The following is a 26,492-nucleotide window of genomic DNA, read 5'->3' as shown; positions in this document are numbered from 1 at the left end:
CCCGGCATTCGCCCCGTGCGTCCCATTGTCCGCGACGGGCCACGCGCGCGTGCTCCCCGCGCGACGGCCTCGCGGCCCACAGGCCGCGCCCCACGGACAATTCCCCGTACCCGCCGTCCCAGACCTGCCAGGATGATGCGATGCCCACCTCATACGACAGGCCTGACGTACTGGACCGGCGCGAGGGGCCGCACGGCGAGGTCGTGCTGCGGCGGCACGGCGACCGGCTGGAGATCATCTCAAACGGCACCTTCCTGATGGACACCTCCGACGGCCGCTCGGAGCGGCTCCTGGTCGACGCGGCGCTGGACGCCCTGCCCGGCCGGGACCACCCCGACGTGCTGATCGGCGGGCTCGGCGTCGGCTTCTCCCTCGCACACGCGGCGGCCGATCCGCGCTGGGGCCGGATCACCGTGGTCGAACGCGAGCACGCGATCGTCGAGTGGCACCGCTCCGGCCCGCTCGCGGCCCTGTCCGCCGAGGCGCTCGCGGACCCGCGCACCGACATCGTCGAGGCGGACCTGGTGGCCCACCTGCGTGAGACATCCGCCACGTACGACGCCCTGTGTCTCGACATCGACAACGGACCCGGCTGGACCGTCACCGAGGACAACGACACGCTCTACGAGGAGGCCGGACTGGCGCTCTGCGCCCGGGTGTTGAGGCCCGGCGGAGTGCTCGCGGTCTGGTCCGCACAGCCGTCTCCGGAATTCGAGGGAACCTTGCGGAATGCCGGGTTCCAGCAGGTGCGTACCGAAGAGATCCCCGTTGCCCGGGGCGTTCCGGACGTCGTCCACCTCGGCATCCGCCCTGGATAGCAATGGCGTGCCGCATCCCCGTACGCTGCTCCCCTGGCGCCGATCATTCAAGCGTCAATCGCAAGCATGCGCAGGCACAGCCAGTCAGAAGGAATCACCCCACTGATTCCGGAAAGCACACCCCAGGGGCGGGCGATGGAGCAGACACACACCTCCCACAACGGTTCGGCGACGGCTGCACCGGGCGCACAGCGCCGGGTGCTCGTCGTCGAGGACGACGCCACGATCGTGGACGCCATCGCGACCCGTCTGCGAGCCGAGGGATTCCTCGTGCAAACCGCCGGCGACGGTCCGTCCGCGGTCGACACGGCCGAGGCGTGGCAGCCCGACCTGCTGATCCTCGACATCATGCTGCCCGGCTTCGACGGCCTGGAGGTCTGCCGTCGCGTGCAGGCCGCCCGCCCGGTGCCGGTGCTGATGCTGACCGCGCGCGACGACGAGACCGACATGCTGGTCGGGCTCGGCGTCGGCGCCGACGACTACATGACCAAGCCGTTCTCGATGCGGGAGCTGGCGGCGCGCGTGCACGTGCTGCTGCGCCGGGTCGAGCGGGCCGCCATCGCGGCCGCCACCCCCCGCTCCGGCATCCTGCGCCTGGGCGAGCTGGAGATCGACCACGCCCAGCGCCGGGTCCGGGTGCGCAGTGAGGACGTCCACCTCACGCCCACCGAGTTCGACCTGCTGGTGTGCCTGGCGAACACCCCGCGCGCGGTCCTCTCGCGCGAGCAGCTCCTGGCCGAGGTCTGGGACTGGGCGGACGCCTCCGGCACCCGCACGGTCGACAGCCACATCAAGGCGCTGCGCCGGAAGATCGGCGCCGAGCGGATCCGCACGGTGCACGGCGTGGGCTACGCCCTGGAGACCCCGACGCCATGAGCCGCGGGCCGGCCGCACGGAGGAACCCCCGGGAGCCGGAGTCCTGGGGCAGGGTGAGCCCGTTCTCGATCAAGACCAAGCTGGGCGCGCTGGTCGTCATCTCGGTGCTGATCACCACGGGCCTGTCGGTGATCGCGGTGCACACCAAGACGGAGCTGCGCTTCATCACGGTCTTCTCGATGATCGCCACGCTGCTCATCACGCAGTTCGTGGCCCATTCGCTCACCGCCCCGCTGGACGAGATGACGGCGGTGGCCCGCTCCATCTCCCAGGGGGACTACACCCGCCGCACGCGGGAGAACCGCCGTGACGAGCTCGGCGACCTGGCCGTGACGATCAACGCCATGGCCGACGAGCTGGAGGCGCAGGACAGCCAGCGCAAGGAGCTGGTGGCGAACGTCTCGCACGAGCTGCGCACCCCCATCGCGGGGCTGCGCGCGGTGCTGGAGAACATCGTCGACGGCGTCACGCAGGCCGACCCGGAGACCATGCGCACGGCGCTGAAGCAGACCGAGCGGCTCGGCCGGCTGGTGGAGACGCTGCTGGACCTGTCCCGCCTGGACAACGGCGTGGTGCCGCTGAAGAAGCGGCGGTTCGAGGTGTGGCCGTACCTGTCCGGCGTGCTGAAGGAGGCCAACATGGTCGCCTCCGTGCGCGCCGGCATCGCCACCGGCTCGGGCAGTCACACCCGTACGGACGTCCATCTGCACCTCGACGTCCATCCGCCGGAGCTGACCGCCCACGCGGACCCGGAACGCATCCACCAGGTCGTCGCCAACCTCATCGACAACGCGGTCAAGCACAGCCCGCCGCACGGCCGGGTGACGGTCAAGGCGCGGCGCGGGGCGGTGCCGGAGTCCCTGGAGCTGGAGGTCCTTGACGAGGGCCCCGGCATCCCCAAGTCGGAGTGGCACCGCGTCTTCGAGCGGTTCAACCGCGGCAGCGCCAAGCGCCCGCAGGGGCCGGGCAGCGACGGGGGCACGGGGCTGGGGCTGGCGATCGCCCGCTGGGCGGTCGATCTGCACGGCGGCCGGATCGGAGTGGCCGAATCCGAGCGGGGTTGCCGGATTCTTGTCACTCTTCCGGGAGTCACCTCAACGCCGAGTTGACGTAAAGTTCGAACCGGAGTCACAAGATCCACGAGCGTCCTCGCTGACGGACACGCGTGATCAGGCACAGGCCCGCGCCATCGGCGCGCCAGGCCCCGCTCCCCCCTTGCCTGCTGAAGCGGAACCACGCTTGTTTCCCGCCATTTCAAGCCCCGAAACACGCTTCAAGATGTGACTTGCACGACGTTGAACGGGCCCGGCCTGACCTTCCCCGTCGGGGAGGCGTAGCCTTGATTCCCGCTGTCCATCATCTTGTGAAGCGGAAGAGGGCGGTTGCCGCCGTGTCGCCACAGTCCCCCAGTAACTCGAGCATCTCGACCGACACCGACCAAGCGGGCAAGAACCCCGCTGCGTCGTTCGGTGCCAACGAGTGGCTCGTCGACGAGATCTATCAGCAGTACCTCCAGGACCCGAATTCGGTAGACCGAGCCTGGTGGGACTTCTTCGCCGACTACAAGCCGGGCGCCGCTGGCGCCCCGGCTCCGGCGGGTACCGCGGCCGCGGGGGCCGCGGGGACCACCACCGCTCAGCCGGCGGCTCCGGCCGCTCCCGCCCAGGCCCCCGCGCCTGCGGCCGAGCAGGCCCAGAAGCCCGCCGCCGCTCCGGCCCCCGCCCAGGCGCAGGCCCCCGCGCAGGCCCCGGCCCAGCCGAAGCCCGCCGCACAGGCCCCGGCCCAGGCCGCCGCTCCCGCGAAGGCCGCCCCGGCCCCCGCGAAGCCGGCCGCCGCCAAGCAGGCCGCCCCGGCGAAGAAGGCCGAGCCCGCCGCCGAGGCCCCCTCGGGCCCCGAGCAGGTCGTGCTGCGCGGCCCGGCCGCCGCGGTCGCGAAGAACATGAACGCCTCCCTGGAGGTGCCCACGGCCACGTCCGTGCGCGCGGTCCCGGTGAAGCTGCTGTTCGACAACCGCATCGTCATCAACAACCACCTGAAGCGCGCCCGGGGCGGGAAGATCTCCTTCACGCACCTGATCGGCTACGCGATGGTGCAGGCCATCAAGGCCATGCCGTCGATGAACTACTCCTTCGCGGAGAAGGACGGCAAGCCGACCCTGGTCAAGCCGGAGCACGTCAACTTCGGCCTCGCCATCGACCTGGTCAAGCCCAACGGCGACCGCCAGCTCGTGGTCGCGGGCATCAAGAAGGCCGAGACGCTGAACTTCTTCGAGTTCTGGCAGGCCTACGAGGACATCGTCCGCCGCGCCCGTGACGGCAAGCTGGGCATGGACGACTTCACCGGGGTGACGGTCTCCCTGACCAACCCCGGCGGCCTCGGCACCGTGCACTCCGTGCCGCGTCTGATGCCCGGCCAGTCCGTGATCATGGGCGTCGGCTCCATGGACTACCCGGCGGAGTTCCAGGGCACGTCCCAGGACACGCTGAACAAGCTCGGCATCTCGAAGGTCATGACGCTCACGTCGACCTACGACCACCGGGTCATCCAGGGCGCCGCCTCCGGCGAGTTCCTGCGGATCGTCGCGAACCTCCTCCTCGGTGAGAACGGCTTCTACGACGACATCTTCGAGGCGCTGCGCATCCCCTACGAGCCGGTCCGCTGGCTCAAGGACATCGACGCCAGCCACGACGACGACGTCACCAAGGCCGCCCGCGTCTTCGAGCTGATCCACTCCTACCGGGTCCGCGGCCACGTCATGGCCGACACCGACCCGCTGGAGTACCAGCAGCGCAAGCACCCCGACCTGGACATCACCGAGCACGGCCTCACGCTCTGGGACCTGGAGCGCGAGTTCGCCGTCGGCGGCTTCGCCGGCAAGTCGATGATGAAGCTGCGCGACATCCTCGGCGTCCTGCGCGACTCGTACTGCCGCACCACCGGCATCGAGTTCATGCACATCCAGGACCCCAAGCAGCGCAAGTGGATCCAGGACCGCGTCGAGCGCCCGCACTCCAAGCCCGAGCGCGAGGAGCAGCTGCGCATCCTGCGCCGGCTGAACGCGGCCGAGGCCTTCGAGACGTTCCTGCAGACCAAGTACGTCGGCCAGAAGCGCTTCTCCCTGGAGGGCGGCGAGTCCGTCATCCCGCTGCTGGACGCGGTCCTCGACAGCGCCGCGGAGTCCCGCCTGGACGAGGTCGTCGTCGGCATGGCCCACCGCGGCCGCCTGAACGTCCTGGCGAACATCGTCGGCAAGTCCTACGCCCAGATCTTCCGCGAGTTCGAGGGCAACCTCGACCCGAAGTCGATGCACGGCTCCGGTGACGTGAAGTACCACCTGGGCGCCGAGGGCACCTTCACCGGCCTGGACGGCGAGCAGATCAAGGTCTCCCTGGTCGCGAACCCCTCGCACCTGGAGGCGGTGGACCCGGTCCTGGAGGGCGTCTCGCGCGCCAAGCAGGACATCATCAACAAGGGCGGCACGGACTTCACGGTCCTGCCGGTGGCGATCCACGGCGACGCGGCCTTCGCGGGCCAGGGCGTGGTGGCCGAGACCCTGAACATGTCGCAGCTGCGCGGCTACCGCACCGGCGGCACGGTCCACATCGTCATCAACAACCAGGTCGGCTTCACCGCGGCCCCCGAGTCCTCGCGTTCCTCCATGTACGCCACGGACGTGGCCCGCATGATCGAGGCCCCGATCTTCCACGTGAACGGCGACGACCCGGAGGCCGTGGTCCGCGTGGCGCGGCTCGCCTTCGAGTTCCGCCAGGCGTTCAACAAGGACGTGGTGATCGACCTCATCTGCTACCGCCGCCGCGGTCACAACGAGTCGGACAACCCGGCCTTCACCCAGCCGCTGATGTACGACCTGATCGACAAGAAGCGCTCGGTGCGCAAGCTCTACACCGAGTCCCTCATCGGTCGCGGCGACATCACCCTGGAAGAGGCCGAGCAGGCGCTGCAGGACTACCAGGGCCAGCTGGAGAAGGTCTTCACCGAGGTCCGCGAGGCCACCTCGCAGCCGAACACGGTGGAGACGTCCGACCCGCAGGCCGAGTTCCCGGTCGCCGTGAACACCGCGGTGACCACGGAGGTCGTCAAGCGGATCGCCGAGTCGCAGGTCAACATCCCCGACCACATCACCGTCCACCCGCGTCTGCTGCCGCAGCTGCAGCGCCGGGCGTCGATGGTCGAGGACGGCACCATCGACTGGGGCATGGGCGAGACCCTCGCGGTCGGCTCCCTCCTGCTGGAGGGCGTGCCGGTCCGCCTGGCCGGCCAGGACTCGCAGCGCGGTACGTTCGGCCAGCGCCACGCGGTCATCATCGACCGCAGCACGGGCGAGGAGTACACGCCGCTGCAGTACCTCTCCGAGGACCAGGCGCGGCTCAACGTCTACAACTCCCTGCTCTCCGAGTACGCGGCGATGGGCTTCGAGTACGGCTACTCGCTGGCCCGCCCCGAGGCGCTCGTGATGTGGGAGGCGCAGTTCGGCGACTTCGTCAACGGCGCCCAGACGGTCGTGGACGAGTTCATCTCGTCGGCCGAGCAGAAGTGGGCGCAGACCTCCGGTGTCGTCCTGCTGCTGCCGCACGGCTACGAGGGCCAGGGCCCGGACCACTCCTCGGCCCGCCCCGAGCGCTTCCTGCAGATGTGCGCGCAGAACAACATGACGGTCGCCATGCCGACGTCGCCGTCGAACTACTTCCACCTCCTGCGGTGGCAGGTGCACAACCCGCACCACAAGCCGCTGGTGGTCTTCACGCCGAAGTCGATGCTGCGCCTGAAGGCGGCGGCGGCCAAGGCGGAGGAGTTCACGACGGGCCAGTTCCAGCCGGTCATCGGCGACGCGTCGGTGGACGCGGCCGCGGTCAAGAAGGTCGTCTTCTGCGCCGGCAAGGTCTACTACGACCTGGAGGCCGAGCGTCAGAAGCGCGGTGTGACGGACACGGCGATCATCCGCATCGAGCGCCTGTACCCGCTGCCGGGTACGGAGCTCCAGGCGGAGATCAAGAAGTACCCGAACGCCGAGAAGTACCTGTGGGCCCAGGAGGAGCCGGCGAACCAGGGTGCCTGGCCGTTCATCGCGCTCAACCTGATCGACCACCTGGACCTGGCCGTCGGCGCCGAGGTGCCGCACGGCGAGCGTCTGCGCCGCATCTCGCGTCCGCACTCCTCGTCCCCGGCCGTCGGTTCCGCCAAGCGGCACCAGGCCGAGCAGGAGCAGCTGGTGCGTGAGGTGTTCGAGGCGTAACCACCCTTGCGCGTCCCGTGCGGCCGGGCCGCATCCCCGCTGGTGGGGGTGCGGCCCGGCCGTTTCGCACCCCCCTATCCTTGACGGCATGTACTTCACGGACCGTGGCATCGAGGAACTGGAGAAGCGGCGCGGCGAGGAGGAGGTCACCTTCGAGTGGCTGGCCGAGCAGCTGCGCACGTTCGTGGACCTCAACCCCGACTTCGAGGTGCCGGTGGAACGTCTGGCGACGTGGCTGGCCCGGCTGGACGACGAGGACGACGAGTAGCACCCGCGCGGACTCCTCCGCACCTCGGCCCGGGGACTTCTGGTGGGCCCCCCGTTCCGGACCCCGGCAGGCGCTTCTAGTCGCGCGGGTGGGCCACCCGGTGGGCCAGCCCCACGGTGCCGTGCGCGAGGAGCAGTGCGCCGGCCGTGACCCAGCCCCAGCGCCCGCCGGACCGGCGCAGGCCCCGGACCAGCAGGGGCACGCCCGCCACGATCTGAGCCAGGGCGAGGACGTGCGCCGCGGGGCCGCCCGTCCGGGGCATCCAGGCACCCAGCCGGCTGTGCGCGACGGCGCCGCGCTCCACCACCGCCTCGCGCAGGCCGGGCCACTCGATGCGGCGGCTGTCCGGCAGGACCGCGACGGCTTCACGGAGGCGGTCGGCGGGTAGTCCCGGGGCGAGTTCCGGGGGCATCGAGACGCCCACGCGCGTGAGGACCGCCAGCAGACCGCGCAGCCGGGCGCGGGCGTCGGCCGTCGTGTCGGGTGCGGTCAGCCGGTCGAGGGCCTGGACGTCCAGGACGGGGTCGAGCCCCACCCGCGCGGCGAACGTCCGCATCGCCTCGTCCTGGCCGACCGGGACGCCGTGGGAGAGCCAGACGAAGCCGACCGGGCGGCGGAACCCGGAGGCCAGCGTGAAGCCCGCGTGGTCCGCGTCCCACCACAGCGCGAGAACGGGCCAGGGCGCGCCGACGGCCAGCGCGCCGGCCCAGCCGGTCGCCACCCGGTCGACGGGCTCGTCGCCGTCCCGCCAGGGGCCGCCCTCGGGAACGAGCACGCTCCACCCGTCACCCGCGCGGGTCAGCTGCATGGGTTCGCGCAGCAGCGGGGCCACCGCGGCGACGGCGGCGGGCGCCGCCCGGCACAGCAGCAGCGCCCCGGAGGGAGAGCCCGTAGGGGCGGCTTCCGTCGGCATGGTCACACGGTAGGGCGATTTGCCCGCCTATGAGCACTTGTGCCTGCTTTCCCTCCGCACAACGGGTGTCTTGACTTTCCCCGACCGCGATATATCGTGACTGCGAGAGGACGCGATATGGCGCGTCGCATCAGGGAGGTCTGCCATGTCCGAGTGGTCCGTCACGGAGCCGGTGAAGCTCACCTTCGACGAGCCCGTGCGCGATCTCCACGTGCGCCTGGTCAACGGCACGGTGAACGTGGTGGGCACCGACGAGGGTTCCGCCCGGCTGGAGGTCTCCGAGATCGAGGGGCCGCCCCTGGTGGTGACCCAGGAGCACGGCACCCTCACCGTGGCGTACGAGGACCTGCCCTGGAAGGGCTTCCTCAAGTGGCTGGACCGCAAGGGCTGGCAGCGCAGCGCGGTGGTCTCCCTGGCCGTTCCGGCCGGCACCCGCGTCGAGGTGGGCGTGGTCGGCGCGGCGGCGGTGATCTCCGGCCTCCGGGGCCCGTCGGTGGTCAAGGGCGTCACCGGCGACACGACGCTGGTGGGCCTGTCCGGCCCGGTCCGCGCCGACACGGTCTCCGGCAGCCTGGAGGCGCAGGACGTCACGGGCGAGCTCCGGTTCAACTCCGTCTCGGGCGACCTCACCGTGGTCGAGGGCTCCGGCCCCTCCGTGCGGGCCGACTCCGTCAGCGGCTCCATGATCGTCGACCTCGACCCGGACGGCCCGACGGACGTGCGGCTGACCAGCGTCTCGGGCGAGATCGCCATCCGCCTGCCGTACCCGGCGGACGCGGAGGTCGAGGCGAACACGGCGAGCGGCGCCATCTCCAACGCCTTCGAGGGCCTGCGGGTCTACGGCCAGTGGGGCGCGCACAAAATCGCGGGCAGGCTCGGCGCGGGCACCGGCAGGCTGCGGGCCACCACCGTCTCCGGCTCCATCGCCCTGCTGCGCCGCCCGGCCCGGGAGGGCGAGGACACCGGTCCCGCGGACGCCCGGCCCGGCACCGAGCCGGCCGACCCGCGGGGCGGGGCGCCGGCCGGCTCGGGAGACAATTCCGTCTCCGGCCGGGACACCGGCGCCGACGGCGCCCCGGCCGACGGCTCGACCGACAAGAAGGTGCTCTGACATGCCTCCCGTCTTCGCCCACGGCCGCCTCCGCCTCTACCTGCTGAAGCTGCTCGACGAGGCCCCGCGCCACGGCTACGAGGTGATCCGCCTCCTCGAGGAGCGCTTCCAGGGGCTGTACGCGCCGTCGGCGGGCACCGTCTACCCCCGGCTGGCCAAGCTGGAGGCCGAGGGCCTGGTCACCCACACCACCGAGGGCGGCCGCAAGGTCTACTCGATCACGGACGCGGGGCGCGCCGAGCTGGCCGACCGCAGCGGTGAACTGGCCGACCTGGAGCTGGAGATCCGCGAGTCGGTCGCGGAACTGGCCGCGGAGATCCAGGCGGACGTCCGCGGCGCCGCGGGCGACCTGCGCCGCGAGATGCGCGCGGCGGCCACGGAGGCCCGCCGGGGCCCCGGCACGGGCCGCACGGAGGGCGGCACCTCCCCCGGTGACGTCCCGCCGTTCGGCGACAAGGAGGCCTGGCGCATCGCCAAGGAGGAGATGCGCCGCGCCCGGCAGGAGTGGAAGGAGCAGGCCCGGCGGGCCAAGGACGAGAGCCGCCGGGCCCGCGAGGACGCCCAGCGGGCCCGTCGCCAGGCGAAGGAGGCCCAGGAGCAGGCGCGGGCCCAGGCCCAGGAGCAGATGCAGCGCATCACCCGCCGGGTCCAGGAGCAGGTGCAGGACCGCTTCGCCCGCGGCGACTGGCCGGCGGGGCTGCGCGAGGGCCTGAGCGAACTGGTCAAGGAGATGGGTGAGTTCGGGAAGGACTACGGCAAGGACTTCGGCTTCGACTGGTCCGGCACGGGCCGGGCGGCCCCGGCCGCCCCGGACCCGGTGCACGACCAGCCCGCGCAGGACTTCCCGGCCGCCTTCGAGCCCGCCTGGGCCCACGAGGACGCCGCGGACTCCACCGGCGACCCCGCCCGCGACCTGGACCGCCTGCTCGACCGTTTCCGGGACGACATCCGGGACGCGGCCCGGGACAACGGCGTGACGCCGGACCAGCTCCGCGACGCCCGCCGCCACCTGTCGACGGCCGCGGCCCACATAGGAGCGCTGCTGCGCTCCCCGAGGAAGTAACCGGCCGCCGCTCAGCCGGCCTTGGCCTCGCCGCCGCGTCCGTACAGCACCCGCACCAGGGACTCGTACGTCACCCCGTGGTCGGCGAGGACCTCGGCGGGCACGCCGGGCCGGGTGGTCAGGGCCAGCAGGATGTGCTCGTCCCCGATGTGCCGGTCGTGCCGGGCCAGCGCGGCCCGCAGGGAGCGCTCCAGCACGTCCTTCGCGCCCCGGCCGAAGGAGGGGCGCCCGGCGGACCACCACCGCCTGTCCTTCGGGTCGCCGGACAGCGCCCCCGCCCCGTGCAGGTCCTCCACCCGGGCGACGATCCCGGCCACGTCGATACCCAGCCCGGCCAGCGCGTCGCTCTCGGCCCGGGAGAGCCCGGCCCGTCGCCGTGCCTCCCTCAGCGCCTCGCGCACGGGCTCCCGGTCCTCCCCGAGGCCCAGCGCCGCGAGGGCGAACGACCCGCGGCTGCCCTCCCGGTCGAGCAGGGCCAGCAGCAGATGCTCCGGCTCCACGCTCCGCCCGCCCTCCACATGGGAGAACGCGCCCTTCACCACGTCCCGTGCGTCCTTGGTGAACCGCTCGAACATCAATGCCTCCCGTACTTCTTGTGCACGGCCTGCCTGCTCACACCGAGTTCGGTGGCGATCTCCTGCCAGGACCAGCCCTGGTTGCGCGCGTTGCGCACCTGCACGGCCTCCAGCTGCTCCAGCAGCCGGCGCAGGGCGGCGACGGCCCGCAGGCCGACCCGGGGGTCCCGGTCACCGGCCCGCTCGGCCAGATCGGTTGCTTCGGTCATGACGTCAACCTACGTTGACATCATCCCACTCGTCAACCCCGGTTGACATGCCAAACGGCCGGCCCGTTTCCGGACCGGCCGTCGAACAACGCGCCTGCGCGTGGCGTCCGCTCAGGGGTTGGTCAGCACGACCTTCCCGAACTGCTCACCCGCGGCCAGCCGCTCGAAGCCCTCACGGGCCCGGTCCAGGGGCAGCACCTCGTCGATGACGGGCCGCACACCCGTGGTGGCGCAGAAGGACAGCAGGTCCTCCAGCTCGTCCTTGGTGCCCATCGTGGAGCCGACGACCTTCAGCTCCAGGAAGAAGATCCGGGTCAGTTCGGCGTGCGAGGGCCGGTCGCCGCTCGTGGCACCGGAGATGACGAGCGTGCCGCCCGGCCTCAGCGACTTCACCGAGTGCGACCAGGTGGCGGCCCCCACAGTCTCGATCACGGCGTCGACCCGCTGGGGCAGCCGCGCCCCGGACTCCAGCGCCTCCACGGCCCCCAGTTCCAGGGCCCGCTTGCGCCGGGCCTCGTCCCGGCTGGTGGCGAACACCTTCAGGCCGGCGGCCCTGCCCAGCACGATCGCGGCCGTGGCGACACCGCCGCCGGCGCCCTGGACGAGCACGGAGTCACCCGGCCGGACACCCGCGTTGGTGAACAGCATCCGGTAGGCGGTCAGCCAGGCCGTGGGCAGGCAGGCGGCTTCCTCGAAGGAGAGCCCCTTCGGCTTCGGCAGGATGTTCCAGGTCGGCACTGCGACCTGCTCGGCGAACGTCCCCTGGTAGCGCTCGGTGAGGATGGAACGGGGCTCCTTCGGGCCGACCCCGTGCCCGCTCTGGCCGATGACGGAGTGCAGGACGACCTCGTTGCCGTCCTCGTCGACACCCGCGGCGTCGCAGCCGAGGATCATCGGCAGCTTGTCCTCGGCGAGGCCGACCCCGCGCAGGGACCAGAGGTCGTGGTGGTTGAGGGAGGCGGCCTTGACGTTGACGGTGCTCCAGCCGGGACGGGCCTCGGGGGCGGGACGCTCCCCCGACTCCAGGCCGGAGAGCGGCTGGTCGCGGTCGATTCGGGCGGCGTAGACGGCGAACATGACCTTGACGATAGGTTCCCGGTCGTGGCGAAGGAACCACGCCGCCCTGTGAGACACACCCTCTTGCCAGGAGCCCGAGGGTGGTGCCCGCAGCCACCGGGGCAGGGCCCGCACCCTCGCAGACGCGGGACCCGCACGGCCGGACCGGCACGGGACCGGGACCGAGCCGGCCGCGACCGGCCCGCGCCACCCGATCAGCCGTACCGCCCGGCAAAGAAATGACCCCGTCCGCACCCGGACGGGGTCACCTCACGGCACGGTCGGCGCTGTCAGCGCCGGGCCACACCCTCCGCGCGGGCCGCCGCCGCGACCGCCGCGGTCACGGCCGGTGCGACGCGCTCGTCGAAGGGCGACGGGATGACGTAGTCGGGGGCCAGATCGTCCCCGACGACGGCGGCCAGCGCCTCGGCGGCGGCCAGCTTCATCCCCTCGGTGATCCGGGACGCCCGCACCTGCAGGGCGCCGGCGAAGATCCCCGGGAACGCCAGGACGTTGTTGATCTGGTTCGGGAAGTCCGACCGCCCGGTGGCGACGACCGCCGCGTACTTGTGCGCGACCTCCGGATGGACCTCGGGGTTCGGGTTCGCCATGGCGAAGACGAAGGCCCCCTCGGCCATCGTGGCGACCGCGGACTCCGGGACGGTCCCGCCGGACACGCCGATGAACACGTCGGCACCGGCCAGCGCCGACTCCAGCGACCCGGTCAGCCCGGCCTTGTTCGTGAACCCGGCCAGGTCCCGCTTCACGGGCGTGAGGTCCTCGCGGTCCGCCGACACCACACCCTTGCGGTCGGCCACCGCGACGTCCCCGATACCGGCCTCGACCAGCATCTTCGCGATCGCGACACCGGCCGCGCCGGCGCCGGAGATGACGGCCCGCAGGTCGCCCACCGCCCGCCCGCTCAGCCGGGCGGCGTTGCGCAGGGCGGCGAGCGTCACGACCGCCGTGCCGTGCTGGTCGTCGTGGAAGACCGGGATGTCCAGCCGCTCCTGCAGCTTCCGCTCGATCTCGAAGCACCGCGGCGCCGAGATGTCCTCCAGGTTGACTCCGCCGAACGAGGGTGCGAGGCGCACCACCGTCTCGACGATCTCGTCGACGTCCGTGCAGTTCAGCGCGATCGGAACGGCGTCCACACCGCCGAACTGCTTGAACAGGATGGCCTTGCCCTCCATCACCGGGAGGGAGGCCTCGGGCCCGATGTCACCGAGCCCCAGCACGGCCGTGCCGTCCGTCACGACGGCCACGACCGACGACTTCCACGTGTAGTCGTGCACGAGCTCCGGCTGCTCCGCGATCGCGCTGCACACCTTCGCGACGCCGGGCGTGTACGCCAGGGACAGGTCGTCCTTGTCACGGACCGGCACGGTGGCCTGCACAGCCATCTTGCCGCCGCGGTGCAACGCGAACGCCGGGTCGAAGGAGTCGAGGGGCTCCGCACTGCCCTCGTGCTCCGTATCGCCGGTCTTGCTCTCGCTGCGAGGATTGACGATCTCCGCTGCCACTTTCTTTTACCCCTTAAATCTTCATCGGCTTGAGGGTGGCCACTCCTGGTGAGGGGTGGGCGGGACCGCGTACGGCCGTGGTCGTGCTGTGTACGTGATACGTACGGGCGCGTACGCGACGGGCGCGCCGCACACGCGCCCTGAGCCCCGGATGAGGGGTGTGAAGACCCTTCTTACCGGACGGGAGGCGCCTGGGACGAGTCCATAACGCCAAGGTCACATGACGGTGCCCTGACTCTTCGTCCAATATCGGTACAAGGCCTGGACAAACCAGGGAGAACCACTCAAGCGGCGGCGAAGCCCATGGACCCCGTCTCGAAATCCAGGGATGTACCGAAGATCTTCCGGCCGGAACGAAAGATTCCCACAGAAGGTCCGGCCGTGATGTACCGGAGTGGTGCGGTTCGGGGATCGCCCGTTATCCGATTTTGACATGGCTGGCCCCCAGAATGGCGCAGTCCGAATGGCAAGATGCCGTAATCACACGAGGTCGCGACACTCGAAGACGTGTGCTCCCGTCGACCCACGGCTCTGCCGGCACCGTCGGCAGTGCATGCGCTGCCGGCCCCATCGGCGGCGCGCAGCCCCATCGGCAACTCCACCCATCCGCCGGAGGAACCCACCATGACCGCAAGCTCCACCCGTCGTACGACCGCCGCCCGCTCCCGGCTAGCAGCGGTCGGTGCGATCGCGGTCGCAGGCACGCTGATGCTCACCGGATGCGGCGACCAGACCAAGGACAGCGGCTCGGAGAGCGACACCGCCTCCACCGCCCCGCTCGCCGGCAAGCTGCCCCAGGCCGTCCGCGACAAGGGCGTCATCAAGGTCGGTTCGGACATCGCCTACGCCCCGGTCGAGTTCAAGGACAGCTCCGGCAAGGTCGTCGGCATCGACCCGGACATCGCCGCCGCCATGGGCAAGCAGCTCGGTGTCGACTTCCAGTTCGAGAACGGCACCTTCGACACGCTGATCACGGGTCTGCGTTCCAAGCGGTACGACATCGCCATGTCCGCGATGACCGACACCAAGGACCGCCAGGAGGGCATCGACTCCGACACCGGCAAGAAGGTCGGCGAGGGCGTCGACTTCGTCGACTACTTCACCGCCGGTGTGTCGATCTACACCAAGAAGGGCGACGACCAGGGCATCAAGAGCTGGTCGGACCTGTGCGGCAAGAAGATCGTGCTGCAGCGCGGCACGGTCTCCGAGGACCTCGCCAAGGCGGAGTCGAAGAAGTGCCCGGCCGGCAAGAAGATCGCCATCGAGGCCTTCGACAACGACCAGCAGGCCCAGACCCGTCTGCGCGCGGGCGGCGCCGCCGCCGGCTCGTCCGACTTCCCGGTCGCCGCGTACGCCGTGAAGACCTCCGGCGGCGGCAAGGACTTCCAGCTGGTCGGCGAGCAGGTCGAGGCCGCTCCGTACGGCATCGCGGTCGCCAAGAACCAGGCGGAGCTGCGGGACGCGCTCAAGGCCGCGCTCGACGCCATCATCGAGAACGGCGAGTACGAGAAGATCCTGAAGAAGTGGGGCGTCACCGACGGCTCCGTCGACGCGGCCACCATCAACGGCGGCAAGTGACCGCAGCGCAGCGGCACTGAAAGGCACTACCCGTGACTGTTGACATCGAGAAGACGGCGGGCGACACGCCCCCGGCCGGACCGGAGGCCATCAAGGCCATCCCGGTCCGGCACTACGGCCGGTACGTCTCCGCCGTCGTCGCCGTCGCCCTGCTGGGCGGCATCGTCTACGCGTTCGCCCAGGGCAAGATCAACTGGGGCGCGATCCCGGACTACTTCTTCGACGACCGCATCCTCGACGGCGTCGGCAAGACGCTGCTGCTGACCGTGCTGTCCATGGCGATCGGCATCATCGGCGGCGTCCTGCTCGCCGTGATGCGCCTGTCGAAGAACCCGGTGACCTCGTCGATCGCGTGGTTCTACATCTGGTTCTTCCGCGGCACCCCGGTCCTGGTCCAGCTGATCGTCTGGTTCAACCTGGGCCTGGTCTTCGAGTACATCAACCTCGGGCCGTTCTACAAGGACGAGTGGTCGGACTTCATGACCCCGTTCCTGACGGCGCTGCTGGGCCTCGGCCTGAACGAGGCCGCGTACATGGCGGAGATCTGCCGGGCCGGCCTGCTCTCGGTCGACGAGGGCCAGACCGAGGCGTCCCACGCGCTCGGCATGAGCCACTCCAAGACGCTGCGCCGGATCGTCATCCCGCAGGCGATGCGCGTGATCGTGCCGCCGACGGGCAACGAGGTCATCAACATGCTGAAGACGACCTCGCTGGTCTCGGTCGTCCAGTATCCCGAGCTGCTGCGCGCGGCCCAGGACATCGGCCAGACCTCCGGCGCACCCGCGGAGATGCTGTTCCTGGCCGCGGCCTGGTACCTGCTGCTGACCTCGGTCTTCAGCGTCGGCCAGTACTACCTGGAGCGCTACTACGCCCGCGGTTCGAGCCGGTCGCTCCCGGCCACGCCGTTCCAGAAGATCAAGGCCAACGTGCTGTCCCTGTCCAACCGCTCGTCGACGACGGGAGGCACCGCATGACCGCCATGGTGAAGGCCGAGGGCGTCCACAAGTCCTTCGGGCCGGTCGAGGTGCTCAAGGGCATCGACCTGGAGGTCAAGTCGGGCGAGGTGTTCTGCCTCATCGGCCCCTCCGGCTCCGGCAAGTCGACCTTCCTGAGGTGCATCAACCACCTGGAGAAGGTCAACGCCGGCCGCCTCTACGTCGACGGTGAGCTGGTGGGCTACCGCCAGAAGGGCGACAAGCTCTACGAGCTGAAGGACAGCGAGGTCGCGGTGAAGCGCCGGGACATCGGCATGGTCTTCCAGCGCTTCAACCTGTTCCCGCACATGACGGCCGTGGAGAACGTCATGGAGGCGCCGGTCCAGGTCAAGGGCGTCAACAGGGGCCAGGCCCGGCAACGCGCGCTGGAACTGCTGGACCGGGTGGGCCTGGCCGAAAAGGCGGGCAACTACCCCTCCCAGCTCTCCGGCGGCCAGCAGCAGCGCGTCGCGATCGCCCGGGCCCTGGCCATGGACCCGAAGCTGATGCTGTTCGACGAGCCGACCTCGGCGCTGGACCCGGAGCTGGTGGGCGACGTCCTGGACGTCATGCGGGACCTCGCCGAGTCCGGCATGACGATGGTCGTCGTCACCCACGAGATGGGATTCGCCCGCGAGGTGGGCGACAGCCTGGTCTTCATGGACGGTGGCGTGGTCGTCGAGTCCGGCCATCCGCGCGAGGTGCTGACCAACCCGCAGCACGAGCGGACGAAGTCCTTCCTGTCCAAGGTGCTCTGACCCCGGTCACGGCGAAGGGGCGGTACGGAGTCTCCGTACCGCCCCTTCGCACGTCCTGGCCCGGCCCGGCGGCGGGGTGTCCGAGACGCCGTCGAGCCCCTCCCTCGTAATACCCTGGAAGCTTCACCAGCTCTTACCCGTGCACGCTCCCGACGATGAAGCCCTGCGTGAGGACTACAAGTGGAACTGGCCTATTACTCGGACTACGCCGTGCGCCTCGTCAACACCGAGGAGCCGGTCCGGGGCAAGGACGCCCTGACGTCGGTCGAGGCCGTTCGTGACCTGTTCGGCACCAGCCGGTCCGCGGCCCGTCGTGCCACGGAGGCGGACGTGACGCGGTTCCGCTCGATCCGGGCCCGGCTGCGCGCGGTCTTCGAGGCGGCCGACGCCGGCGACGAGACGCTCGCCGTCGACCTGCTCAACTCCCTGCTGCTGGAGTTCCCGGTCAGTCCCCAGATCTCCGGGCACGACGTCCGCGACGACGACGGGCGCCCCCTGTGGCACATGCACCTGGCGGACCACCCGTCCAACGCGACGGCCGGCTACGCGGCGATCGCCGCGATGGGCCTGGCGTTCCACCTCACCGAGTACGGCGTGGACCGCCTCGGCCTGTGCGAGGCCGCCCCCTGCCGCAACGCCTACCTGGACACCTCCACCAACCGCTCCCGGCGCTACTGCTCGGACCGCTGCGCGACCCGGGCCAACGTGGCGGCCTACCGGGCCCGCAAACGCCTGGAGACGGCCAGGCCCGGCCTGCCCGAGACGACGGGCCTGGCGGCGGACAGCACCCAGCCGAGCAGCGCCCAGGGCGAGCGCCGGCCGGACTTGAGCGGCCGGTAGCGGAACCGGACCCGGCCCAGCACCAGCTCGTCGGGCACCACGCCGTAGTCGGTGCTGTCGCCGCCGGCGTGGGCGTTGTCGCCGAGCACCCACCAGCCGTCGCCGCGGCGCCCGGCGGCCCGCTTCACCACGAGCAGATCCTGCTGGAAGGGATGCCGCAGCACGACGACGTCACCGGTCCGGATCCGGGCGCCGTAGTGCACCAGGAGCCGGTCGCCGTGGTACAGCGTGGGCACCATGGAGGGACCCGTGACCTCGGCGACCCCGAAGGGCGGGGCCGGCCTTCCCCGCTCGGACTCCTGCGACAGCTCCGGCATCACCCGGCACCTCCCCGGTTCTTTCCTCCACCAGTCTCAGTCTCACCCCGGACTTTTGTCCTAAGCCCAAGGGGGCACTCGCGAAAACCCCTCCGTCACGGAGTAATGTCCCCTGTGAGAAGACGATCACGAGGAAGGAATGCTCCATGCTTTCCCGCCTGTTTGCACCCAAGGTCAAGGTCAGCGCGCACTGCGACCTTCCCTGCGGTGTCTACGACCCCGCCCAGGCCCGCATCGAGGCGGAGTCGGTCAAGGCCGTCCAGGAGAAGATGGCCGGAAACGACGACCCGCACTTCCAGGCCCGCGCCACCGTCATCAAGGAGCAGCGCGCGGAGCTTGCCAAGCACCACGTCTCGGTGCTCTGGAGCGACTACTTCAAGCCCCCGCACTTCGAGAAGTACCCGGAGCTGCACCAGCTGGTCAACGACACCCTGAAGGCCCTCTCGGCCGCCAAGGCGTCGACCGACCCGGCCACCGGCCAGAAGGCGCTGGACTACATCGCCCAGATCGACAAGATCTTCTGGGAGACCAAGAAGGCCTGATCGCCTCCTGCGGCGAAGGGGCCCGGCCGGATCGGCTGCCGGGCCCCTTCGCCGTGTGCGCGGTCTCACGCGGCCGAACCGACCTTCGCCGGCCGTTCACCGGGGAGCGGGACGTCGTGCGCGTCGTTGACGTTGTGGGCGTTCACCGGGGTGCGGCGCGAGACCAGCACCATGCCGGCGGCGAGAGCGGCGCCGGCGAGTCCGACGACGGCCGTACCGAGGTCGCCGCCGGAGCCGACGACGGCGGCCGCCAGGCCGCCGATCAGCCCGGCCGCGGGCAGAGTGAGCACCCAGGCGACCACCATGCGGCCCGCCACGCCCCAGCGGACCTCCGCGACCCGGCGGCCCAGCCCCGCGCCGAGGATGCTGCCCGACGCGACCTGCGTGGTGGACAGGGCGAAGCCGAGGTGGGCGGAGGTGAGGATGACGGCCGTGGAGGCGGTCTCCGCCGCGAAGCCCTGGGGGGAGCGGATCTCCGCCAGGCCCTTGCCCATCGTGCGGATGATCCGCCAGCCGCCGAGATAGGTGCCGAGACCCATGGCCAGACCCGCGGAGGCGACCACCCACAGGGGCGGCCCGGCGTCCGCGCCGAGCGCCCCGGCCGAGACGAGGGTGAGGGTGATGACGCCCATGGTCTTCTGCGCGTCGTTCGTGCCGTGGGCGAGGGAGACCAGCGAGGCGGAGACGACCTGGCCGACGCGGAAGCCCCTGGTCACCGTCTCCGGGCGGGCCCGGCGGGTGAGCCGGTAGGCGAGGCCGGTGGCCAGCAGCGCCGCGAGCCCGGCCACCAGCGGTGAGGCCACCGCCGGCACCAGGACCTTCTCGACGACCTTGCCGACGTGTACCCCCTGGCTGCCCGCTCCGGCCCACACCGCCCCGATCAGCCCGCCGAAGAGGGCGTGGGAGGAGCTGGACGGCAGTCCGAGGAGCCAGGTCAGCAGGTTCCACAGGATCGCCCCGACCAGCCCCGCGAAGATCATGCCGGGGGTGACGAGGCCGTCGTCCACGATGCCGTCCGAGATGGTCCGGGCGACCTCGGTGGACAGGAACGCACCGGCGACGTTGAGGACACCGCTGATCAGGACCGCCGTCCGGGGGGCGAGCGCGCCGGTGGCGATGGAGGTGGCCATCGCGTTCGCCGTGTCGTGGAATCCGTTGGTGAAGTCGAAGACGAGTGCCGTGATGATCACGGCCGCCACGAGGAACGTGATGTGGTCCATTGCAGCATGCAAACAAGTCCGGGCCGGGGGGCGGGACCGGCGAGGCGGAGCAGGCGCAAGGTTCACGCAGGTGGCCGTGGCGGGCCCTCTACGATCGCGCCCATGACGATCCGCTGGACCTACGCCTTCATCGACCGCCCCCGCTCCGGCTTCCGCGCCGCCTGCGACTTCTGGACGGCGGTCACGGACACCCGGCTGTCCGAACTGCGCGGTGAACAGGAGGAGTTCGTCACCCTGCTCCCGGACGGTGCCGACGCGTACGTGAAAGCGCAGGCGGTGGAGTCCGGGCCGGGCGGCGCGCACCTCGACTTCTGCGTGGACGACGTGGCGGAGTTCGCCGCCGCGGCGGTGCGGCTCGGCGCGAGTGTGGTGGCGGACCTCGGGTCGCTCGTCGTACTGCGCTCGCCGGGCGGTCAGTTGTTCTGCGCGGACCCGTGGCGCGGCCAGGCGTCACGGCCGGGCGTGGTGCGGGGCAGCCGGCTCGACCAGGTGTGCGTGGACGTCCCCCCGTCTGCGTACGGCGCCGAAGTCGCCTTCTGGAGCGCGCTGCTGGCCGGCTGGGAGTCGCGGCCGGGGTCCCTGCCCGAGTTCCATGTGGTCCAGCCGCCGTCCGGCCTGCCGGTCCGTCTGCTGCTCCAGCGCCTCGACGAGGAGCGGCCGGTCTCCGCGCACCTCGACCTGGCCTGCGCGGACCCGGCCGCGACCCGGGCGCGGCACGAGGCCCTCGGGGCGGCCTTCGTGTCGGGCTTCCCCGGCTGGACGGTGATGCGCGCCCCCGCGGGCGGCCTGTACTGCCTGACGTCCCGCGATCCGGCGACGGGCGGAGTGCGCCCCGGGTCCCGGGAGACGGCCTGACGTCAGCGCGAGCCGGCGTCCGCGCAGGAGACGAGCCGACCCGCGTCGCGCGTCGGGCAGGGCGACAGGTCGTAGGTCTCCCCGGGTTCGGTGTAGGTCGTAGGTCTCCCCGGGTTCGGTGTTCTGCCGGACGTACGGCCCTCCGGGCTCCGCCGGGTCCCGCATCCGCACGGTGAGCGCACCCGCCGTGGCCACGAGGAGCATCCACGCCATCAGCACGGCGTGCGGCACACGGCGGCGGCGCTCCACCCCTGAGCCCATGGGGCACGCGGCAGCCCCCCGCGGGGCGCCGGCCGGCGGGCCCGAGACGGGCTCCGGCCGACGGGTTCGACGCGGGGTGGCCCGGCCTCGGCGGCTGGGCTCAGGGGCGCCGTGTGACGGTTTCCTCCGGCGCCGTCCGCGGCGGGGTGGCGCCGGGCGGGGCGTTCTCCGGTGGTGCCGTCGCCGTGGCGGCGGGTGACTCGGCCGGCTGCTGCTCCGCCGCGGGGCGGGCCGCCACGGTGTCGGCGCTGTCGGCGCCCTCGGTCTCCCGGGCTCCGCAGTCCGGGTTGTGGCAGGGGCCCGCCACCCATCGCGGGACCCAGGTGCCCAGCGTCTTGTGCCGCCGGACGACGGTTTCCACCGGCTGTCCGCAAGTGGGACAGACGTGCTGTTCGCTGCTGCCCATGTCCTCAGCCTAGGCCGGTCCGGGCCGCGCCGCTCCCCGCCGTGGGCGGACACCCGCCGGATCGCGGCACCCGGCCCGGACCGCGGCGCGCCGGGGTGGTCACGCCGGGGTGGTGGGCGGACCCTGCGCGGGCCGGACGTCGCCGGCCGGCTGGCGGGTAGGGGCCGGGTCGTCCTAGACCGTGTGCGACGCCGGCTCGCGCCACATCGGCCACATCTCCGGGCCGCCGGGCAGGTGCAGGGCGGGGCCGCAGGGCTCGAAGCCGAGGCGTTCGTACAGCGTGCGGCTGCGTGCGCTGCTCGCTTCCAGGTACGCCGCGGTCCCGTCGCGGTCACACCGGTCGAGGACCGACTCGATGAGCGCCGTGCCGAGCCCCTCGCCCTGGCGGCCGGGGGCGACGCCGATCATCCACAGGTACTCGTGGGCCCGCCCCGAGGGGTGGATGCCCGCGGTGAGCCGGCCGATGAGTTCGATGCGCTCGTTGCCGGGGTCGACGGCCTCCCGCACCTGGGCCGGGCCCTCGTCCTCGGCGTCGTCGTCCTGATGTGGATCACCGTCGGGCAGGGACAGCCACAGCGCACAGGCCGAGCCGTCCTCCGTGACGTCGATGCGGCCGGCCTCGAACACGATGTCGGTGAAGGCGGCCATGAGCCCGGGGTGGTGCGCGCGACGGTCCTGCGCGTCGGGGAAGACCCAGCCGCTCACGGGGTCGTCCTGGAACGCCTCGTCGAGCAGACGGACGATCAGGTCCCTGTCCCCTTCGTCCGCCGTCCGGATCGCCACACCCATGCTTTCGCCCCTTCACTCGTCCGATCGGCGTTGATCGTAGGGGCGTTGAGGGTCACCGGGCCGAACCGCGAGCGAGCTTGGCGCAAATCAGTCGAACGCGCGCCCTATCCCGAGGACGTGACACCTGTAAGGGGCGGGCCCCGCACACCGTGGGGCAGTGCGGGACCCGCCGGCCGGAGGCCGGTGACCGTGCGGGGTCAGGAGCCGCACGGCCCCGGCGCTCCGGGGTCGTGCCCTTCGGTCGCCCGAAGGGCCGTCAGTGCTGCCGGCGGCCGGTTCTCACCGACCGCCGAACGGTGACCGCCGACGGGCGTCGGCCGTCAACTGCTGCGCCGTGTCACGAACTCGGCGAGGGCCAGCAGTCCGCCCGCCGACTCCGGGTCCGGCACCGCCCGGGAGAGCTGCTGCATCGCCCGGGCCATCCGGTCCGCCGCCTGGATCTGTGCCCAGTCCCGGCCTCCCGCACGCTCCACGGTGGTGGCGATGTGGTCGAGGTCCTCCTTCTCGCTGGGCCGTGCGTACAGTTCGGCCAGTTCCGCCGCCTCCGGAGTCCCGGAGACCAACGCCGCGACGACGGGCAGGGACTTCTTGCGGGCGGCCAGATCCGCGCCGGCGGGCTTGCCGGTACGACGCGGATCGCCCCATATGCCGATGATGTCGTCGATGAGCTGGAAGGCGAGCCCGGCCTCCCGGCCGAACGCGTCCAGTGCCGCCACCTCGTCGTCCGAGGCACCCGCGTACAGACCGCCGATCGCACAGGCGCTGCCGAGCAGTGCGCCCGTCTTGGCCTCCGCCATGGCGAGCACCTCGTCGAGCGTCACCTCGCCCGGGGCGCAGTGCTCCAGGGCCGTGTCCGCGTGCTGGCCCGCGCACAGTTCGATCACGCAGTCCGCGAGCCGGGCGGCCGCCGCCCGGGACACCGGACGCGGGTCCTCGGCCAGCAGCCTCAGCGCCAGCGCCTGCAGGGCGTCACCGGCGAGGATCGCGTCCGCGTCACCGAACACGGTCCAGGCGGTGGCCCGGTGACGGCGGGTGGCGTCCCGGTCCATCACGTCGTCGTGCAGCAGCGTGAAGTTGTGGACCAGCTCCACCGCGGCTGCTGCCGTGGCGGCTGCGGCCCGAGCCTCCGGACCGCCGAGGGCGGACGCCGCGGCGAGGACCAGAGCGGGACGGATGGCCTTGCCCGAGCCTCCGTCGGCGGGACTGCCGTCGGCCTGCTCCCAGCCGAAGTGGTAGAGCGCGACCCGGCGCATCGGCGCGGGCAGGGTGCCGAGGGCGCACCGCAGCACCGGGTCGACCTCCGCGCGGGCCCGCTCCAGGAGCGTCGCCGCCTCGTGTCCCTCGGCCGGTTCGGTCCGGCCCTGCCGCTGCGTCCCGATCGGGCTGCGTCCTTCCGACGGCCCGACCGGCGGCCGGGACTCGGCCCCGGGCTGCCCGCCGGGGGCGGGCAGCGTCGGCTCCGTCCGGGGCTCCGTGAGGGAATCACCCATGGGGCCGCCTCGGGGGGTGAGCCGACGGTGGCGCTTCCGCTGCCGCCGGGCGCATGCCCCAAGGGCCCACCCGCCGCGCCAGGCGGGGACGCGAGAGGCACACGGGGAGCGTCACTGCCAGCGGCCGATCTCGACGTTCTCCAGGACGCCCAGCGCGTCCGGCACCAGGACCGCGGCCGAGTAGTAGGCCGTGACCAGGTACTTGATGATGGCCTGTTCGTTGATGCCCATGAAGCGCACGGACAGGCTCGGCTCGATCTCGTCCGGGATGCCGGAGGCCCGCAGACCGATGACGCCCTGGTCGGCCTCGCCGGTACGCAGGGCGATGATCGAGGTCGTCCGCGCCTCGGTCACCGGGATCTTGTTGCACGGGAAGATCGGCACGCCGCGCCAGGTGGGGATGCGGTTGCCGGCCATGTCGATGGTCTCGGGCACCAGGCCCCGCTTGTTGAGCTCGCGGCCGAACGCGGAGATGGCCCGCGGGTGCGCGAGCAGCAGCTTGGTGCCGCGGCGCCGGCTGAGCAGCTCGTCCAGGTCGTCCGGGCTGGGAACGCCGTCGTGCGGCTGGATCCGCTGGTCGTACTCGCAGTTGTGCAGCAGACCGAAGTCCCGGTTGTTGATGAGCTCGTGCTCCTGGCGCTCCTTGAGCGCCTCGACCGTCAGCCGGAGCTGCTGCTCGGTCTGGTTCATGGGCTGGTTGTACAGGTCGGCCACGCGCGTGTGGATGCGCAGGACGGTCTGGGCGACGCTCAGTTCGTACTCGCGGGGCCGGGCCTCGTAGTCGACGAACGTGTGCGGGATGTCCGGCTCGCCCGAGTGGCCGGCGGAGAGGTCGATCTCCTTCTCGCCGTACTTGTTGGAGCGCTGCGAGGGGATCGAGCGGACCTGCCGGAGGTGCTCGGTCAGGGTGTCCGAGCGCTCCGCGATCTGCTGGAACTCGGCGCGGGGCAGGACGAGCACGGTGCAGGCGGTGAGCGCGCGGGCCGTGTACTCCCAGATCGCGTCCTCGTCGAGCAGTGCGTCGTCGCCGAAGTAGGCGCCGTCGGCGAGGATGCCGAGGGACTCGTCGTCCCCGTAGGGGCCGGTGCCGACCTTCTCGACCCGGCCGTGCGCCAGCAGGTACACCTCGTCGGACGGGCCGCCGAACGACGTGATCACCTCACCCGCCGCGAACTCCCGCTGCTCGCAGCGGCGCGCGATCTCGAAGAGGACCTCCTCGTCCTCGTAGGACCGCAGTGCCGGCAGTTCGCCCAGCTCCGCGGGAATGATCTCGACACGGTCGCCGGTCTTGACGAACGTCAGCCGGCCGTCGCCCACGGCGTACGTGAGCCGCCGGTTCACCCGGTACGTACCGCCCTTGATGTCGACCCAGGGCAGCATGCGCAGCAGCCAGCGAGAGCTGATCTCCTGCATCTGCGGCACGGACTTGGTCGTGGTGGCCAGGTTCCGCGCGGCCGCTGTGCCGAGACTCTGCTGCGGCTTGGTCTGCTCCGTGCGGACCTCTTCGCCTACCGACATAGAGAACTGCCTCCCCGATTGTGACCGACGCCCATATGCCTCGGGCATCGCTGTGCACGGGCCAGCCTTCCTCACGCAGCGTCGTGGTGCTATTACCCGAAAGAGCGGGAATGGATCTTTGCCGCGCTGGGCAGGGGGGCCACTTCGAGGGTCCCCGGCGTTCGAAAACACCGAACTGCGGCTCCCGGAAGCACCGGTGAGGCCGCGGGCCGGGACCGGCCGACGCGACGAACGCACGGAGGCCGTGGGGCGGCAGCCGCGGCTCGTCGGCGACGGACGCCGGGCGATCGCCCCACACCGTCGGCACCGGCCCGGCACCCCCTACTCCCGGGTGACAATGGCGCGGTGACCAGCCCCGACACCTCCGGCCTCGCCTCACTGCGCCCCCGGCTCCCCTCGCCGGTGCAGGAGGTCGTCGACGGCCGGTTCGAGCGGCGGGGCGTGCGGCTGCTGCTGAAGCGCGACGACCTGATCCATCCGGAGCTGATCGGCAACAAGTGGCGCAAGCTGGCGCCGAATCTCGCGGCTGCCGCCGGCCGGACCGTCGTCACGTTCGGCGGTGCCTGGTCCAACCACCTGCGCGCCACGGCAGCGGCCGGCCGGCTGCTCGGCATCCCCACGGTCGGCGTCGTACGCGGCGACGAACTGGCGACCCGGCCCCTGAACCCCTCCCTGGCGCGCTGCGCAGCCGACGGGATGCGGCTGCACTTCGCCGACCGGACGACGTACCGCCGCAAGGCGGAGCCGCCCGTCCTGGCCTCTCTCCTGCGCGCGGCGGGGGCCGAGGACGTCTGCGTCGTCCCCGAGGGCGGCAGCAACGCCGAGGCGGTGCGCGGCTGCCGGGAGCTGGGCGCCGAACTGCGCGGCAAGGCCGACGTCGTCGCCGTGGCCTGCGGAACCGGAGGCACCCTGGCGGGTCTGGCCGCCGGTCTCGCACCCGGGCAGCGCGCTCTGGGCGTACCGGTACTCAAGGGCGGTTTCCTGGCCGCGGAGACCGAGGCCCTGCAACGAGACGCCTTCGGCGGCCGGCGTGGCACCTGGGACCTGGACGACCGTTTCCACTTCGGCGGCTACGCGCGCGTGCCCGCCGCGCTGGAGGCGTTCGCCGCGGATTTCGAGCAGCGCCACGGCCTGCCCGTCGAGCGCCTCTACGTCGCCAAGCTGCTGTACGGGCTCGTCACCCTCGTGGACGAGGGCGCCTTCCCGCGCGGGACGACACTGGCGGCCGTGATCACGGGCCGCCCGTTCCCGTGACCCGAGGTCCGGCCACCCGTCCCG

Annotated in this window: 24 protein-coding genes and 1 pseudogene; 14 read left to right on the top strand and 11 right to left on the bottom strand. The window is 71.7% G+C overall.

Annotated elements, in window-relative coordinates:
- Positions 1–140 precede the first annotated feature (140 nt).
- The 5 genes from ACZ4M5_RS11225 to ACZ4M5_RS11205 all read left to right on the top strand — a co-directional run bounded on the left by ACZ4M5_RS11225 (position 141) and on the right by ACZ4M5_RS11205 (position 7,216).
- Positions 141–818, top strand: coding sequence for a spermine/spermidine synthase domain-containing protein (locus ACZ4M5_RS11225; RefSeq protein WP_467735304.1), 678 nt, complete (start codon positions 141–143; stop codon positions 816–818).
- A gap of 135 nt (positions 819–953) precedes the next feature.
- Positions 954–1,694 (top strand): response regulator transcription factor, encoded by a 741-nt coding sequence (locus ACZ4M5_RS11220; RefSeq protein ID WP_333933999.1) that lies wholly within the window; start codon positions 954–956, stop codon positions 1,692–1,694.
- On the top strand, positions 1,691–2,803 hold the full coding sequence (locus tag ACZ4M5_RS11215; protein WP_467735301.1) for a HAMP domain-containing sensor histidine kinase: 1,113 nt from the start codon (positions 1,691–1,693) through the stop codon (positions 2,801–2,803). Before ACZ4M5_RS11220 ends, ACZ4M5_RS11215 begins: the two co-directional genes overlap by 4 nt.
- A 281-nt stretch (positions 2,804–3,084) precedes the next feature.
- Complete coding sequence (locus ACZ4M5_RS11210; protein WP_467735299.1) at positions 3,085–6,948, top strand: multifunctional oxoglutarate decarboxylase/oxoglutarate dehydrogenase thiamine pyrophosphate-binding subunit/dihydrolipoyllysine-residue succinyltransferase subunit; 3,864 nt, start codon at positions 3,085–3,087, stop codon at positions 6,946–6,948.
- Positions 6,949–7,036: 88 nt separating this feature from the next.
- Positions 7,037–7,216, top strand: a complete 180-nt coding sequence (locus tag ACZ4M5_RS11205) for a DUF6104 family protein (protein WP_003992906.1) — start codon at positions 7,037–7,039, stop codon at positions 7,214–7,216.
- A 76-nt stretch (positions 7,217–7,292) separates the two neighbouring features.
- Here ACZ4M5_RS11205 and ACZ4M5_RS11200 read toward each other — a convergent pair whose 3' ends face one another.
- A complete protein-coding gene (locus ACZ4M5_RS11200) occupies positions 7,293–8,129 on the bottom strand; it encodes a hypothetical protein (RefSeq protein ID WP_467735297.1) in 837 nt (278 codons plus the stop codon).
- Positions 8,130–8,274: 145 nt separating this feature from the next.
- Here ACZ4M5_RS11200 and ACZ4M5_RS11195 point away from each other — a divergent pair, with 145 nt between their 5' ends.
- Both ACZ4M5_RS11195 and ACZ4M5_RS11190 read left to right on the top strand, forming a co-directional pair.
- A complete protein-coding gene (locus ACZ4M5_RS11195; protein ID WP_467735295.1) occupies positions 8,275–9,240 on the top strand; it encodes a DUF4097 family beta strand repeat-containing protein in 966 nt (321 codons plus the stop codon).
- 1 nt (position 9,241) lies between these two features.
- Positions 9,242–10,303, top strand: a complete 1,062-nt coding sequence (locus tag ACZ4M5_RS11190) for a PadR family transcriptional regulator (protein ID WP_467735293.1) — start codon at positions 9,242–9,244, stop codon at positions 10,301–10,303.
- Between the two features lie 11 nt (positions 10,304–10,314).
- On the opposite strand, the gene ACZ4M5_RS11185 is transcribed toward ACZ4M5_RS11190, so the two are convergent.
- From ACZ4M5_RS11185 to ACZ4M5_RS11170, 4 genes are all read right to left on the bottom strand, one after another.
- Positions 10,315–10,878 carry a Clp protease N-terminal domain-containing protein gene (locus tag ACZ4M5_RS11185; protein ID WP_467735291.1) on the bottom strand — a complete coding sequence of 188 codons (564 nt, stop codon included), beginning with the start codon at positions 10,876–10,878 and terminating at the stop codon, positions 10,315–10,317.
- A complete protein-coding gene (locus ACZ4M5_RS11180) occupies positions 10,878–11,087 on the bottom strand; it encodes an HTH domain-containing protein (protein ID WP_003992902.1) in 210 nt (69 codons plus the stop codon). The genes ACZ4M5_RS11185 and ACZ4M5_RS11180 overlap by 1 nt, the downstream gene beginning before the upstream one ends.
- 111 nt (positions 11,088–11,198) lie before the next feature.
- Positions 11,199–12,164: a zinc-binding dehydrogenase gene (locus ACZ4M5_RS11175; RefSeq protein ID WP_467735289.1), complete on the bottom strand. Its 966-nt coding sequence runs from the start codon at positions 12,162–12,164 to the stop codon at positions 11,199–11,201.
- A 269-nt stretch (positions 12,165–12,433) separates the two neighbouring features.
- Positions 12,434–13,666 carry an NAD(P)-dependent malic enzyme gene (locus tag ACZ4M5_RS11170; RefSeq protein WP_467735287.1) on the bottom strand — a complete coding sequence of 411 codons (1,233 nt, stop codon included), beginning with the start codon at positions 13,664–13,666 and terminating at the stop codon, positions 12,434–12,436.
- Between the two features lie 624 nt (positions 13,667–14,290).
- Here ACZ4M5_RS11170 and ACZ4M5_RS11165 point away from each other — a divergent pair.
- The 4 genes from ACZ4M5_RS11165 (at position 14,291) to ACZ4M5_RS11150 (ending at position 17,816) form a co-directional block, all read left to right on the top strand.
- Positions 14,291–15,244 (top strand): ABC transporter substrate-binding protein, encoded by a 954-nt coding sequence (locus ACZ4M5_RS11165; protein ID WP_467735285.1) that lies wholly within the window; start codon positions 14,291–14,293, stop codon positions 15,242–15,244.
- Between the two features lie 32 nt (positions 15,245–15,276).
- The gene (locus tag ACZ4M5_RS11160; protein WP_467735283.1) at positions 15,277–16,218 is read left to right on the top strand and encodes an amino acid ABC transporter permease; all 942 of its coding nucleotides are present in this window, start codon (positions 15,277–15,279) and stop codon (positions 16,216–16,218) included.
- Positions 16,215–16,976 (top strand): amino acid ABC transporter ATP-binding protein, encoded by a 762-nt coding sequence (locus ACZ4M5_RS11155; protein WP_467735281.1) that lies wholly within the window; start codon positions 16,215–16,217, stop codon positions 16,974–16,976. Before ACZ4M5_RS11160 ends, ACZ4M5_RS11155 begins: the two co-directional genes overlap by 4 nt.
- A gap of 180 nt (positions 16,977–17,156) precedes the next feature.
- On the top strand, positions 17,157–17,816 hold the full coding sequence (locus ACZ4M5_RS11150; RefSeq protein WP_467735279.1) for a CGNR zinc finger domain-containing protein: 660 nt from the start codon (positions 17,157–17,159) through the stop codon (positions 17,814–17,816).
- Positions 17,817–17,881: 65 nt separating this feature from the next.
- Here the strand turns inward: ACZ4M5_RS11150 and ACZ4M5_RS11145 are convergent.
- Positions 17,882–18,055 (bottom strand): annotated as a pseudogene (locus ACZ4M5_RS11145) (S26 family signal peptidase); the annotation flags it as partial.
- Between the two features lie 224 nt (positions 18,056–18,279).
- Here ACZ4M5_RS11145 and sodN point away from each other — a divergent pair.
- A complete protein-coding gene (sodN, locus tag ACZ4M5_RS11140) occupies positions 18,280–18,675 on the top strand; it encodes a superoxide dismutase, Ni (RefSeq protein WP_004983535.1) in 396 nt (131 codons plus the stop codon).
- 65 nt (positions 18,676–18,740) lie between these two features.
- Here the strand turns inward: sodN and ACZ4M5_RS11135 are convergent, their stop codons facing one another.
- Positions 18,741–19,895: an inorganic phosphate transporter gene (locus ACZ4M5_RS11135; protein ID WP_467735277.1), complete on the bottom strand. Its 1,155-nt coding sequence runs from the start codon at positions 19,893–19,895 to the stop codon at positions 18,741–18,743.
- Between the two features lie 102 nt (positions 19,896–19,997).
- On the opposite strand from ACZ4M5_RS11135, the gene ACZ4M5_RS11130 reads away from it, so the two are divergent.
- Positions 19,998–20,750, top strand: coding sequence for a VOC family protein (locus ACZ4M5_RS11130; protein WP_467735275.1), 753 nt, complete (start codon positions 19,998–20,000; stop codon positions 20,748–20,750).
- Positions 20,751–21,111: 361 nt separating this feature from the next.
- Here the strand turns inward: ACZ4M5_RS11130 and ACZ4M5_RS11125 are convergent, their stop codons facing one another.
- The 4 genes from ACZ4M5_RS11125 to ACZ4M5_RS11110 form a co-directional block, all read right to left on the bottom strand.
- Positions 21,112–21,417, bottom strand: coding sequence for a hypothetical protein (locus ACZ4M5_RS11125; RefSeq protein ID WP_467735273.1), 306 nt, complete (start codon positions 21,415–21,417; stop codon positions 21,112–21,114).
- Between the two features lie 174 nt (positions 21,418–21,591).
- Entirely contained in the window at positions 21,592–22,206 is a 615-nt protein-coding gene (locus ACZ4M5_RS11120) for a GNAT family N-acetyltransferase (RefSeq protein WP_467735271.1), read from the bottom strand.
- A 320-nt stretch (positions 22,207–22,526) separates the two neighbouring features.
- On the bottom strand, positions 22,527–23,696 hold the full coding sequence (locus tag ACZ4M5_RS11115; protein WP_467735269.1) for a family 2 encapsulin nanocompartment cargo protein polyprenyl transferase: 1,170 nt from the start codon (positions 23,694–23,696) through the stop codon (positions 22,527–22,529).
- A 111-nt stretch (positions 23,697–23,807) separates the two neighbouring features.
- Complete coding sequence (locus ACZ4M5_RS11110) at positions 23,808–25,214, bottom strand: family 2B encapsulin nanocompartment shell protein (protein ID WP_467735267.1); 1,407 nt, start codon at positions 25,212–25,214, stop codon at positions 23,808–23,810.
- A 345-nt stretch (positions 25,215–25,559) separates the two neighbouring features.
- Between ACZ4M5_RS11110 and ACZ4M5_RS11105 the strand changes: the two genes are divergently transcribed.
- The gene (locus ACZ4M5_RS11105; RefSeq protein WP_467735265.1) at positions 25,560–26,468 is read left to right on the top strand and encodes a 1-aminocyclopropane-1-carboxylate deaminase/D-cysteine desulfhydrase; all 909 of its coding nucleotides are present in this window, start codon (positions 25,560–25,562) and stop codon (positions 26,466–26,468) included.
- Positions 26,469–26,492: the final 24 nt, after the last annotated feature.

Source organism: Streptomyces sp. NPDC026246 (genome assembly GCF_055567995.1).
This window is presented reverse-complemented; position numbering and strand designations above follow the sequence as displayed.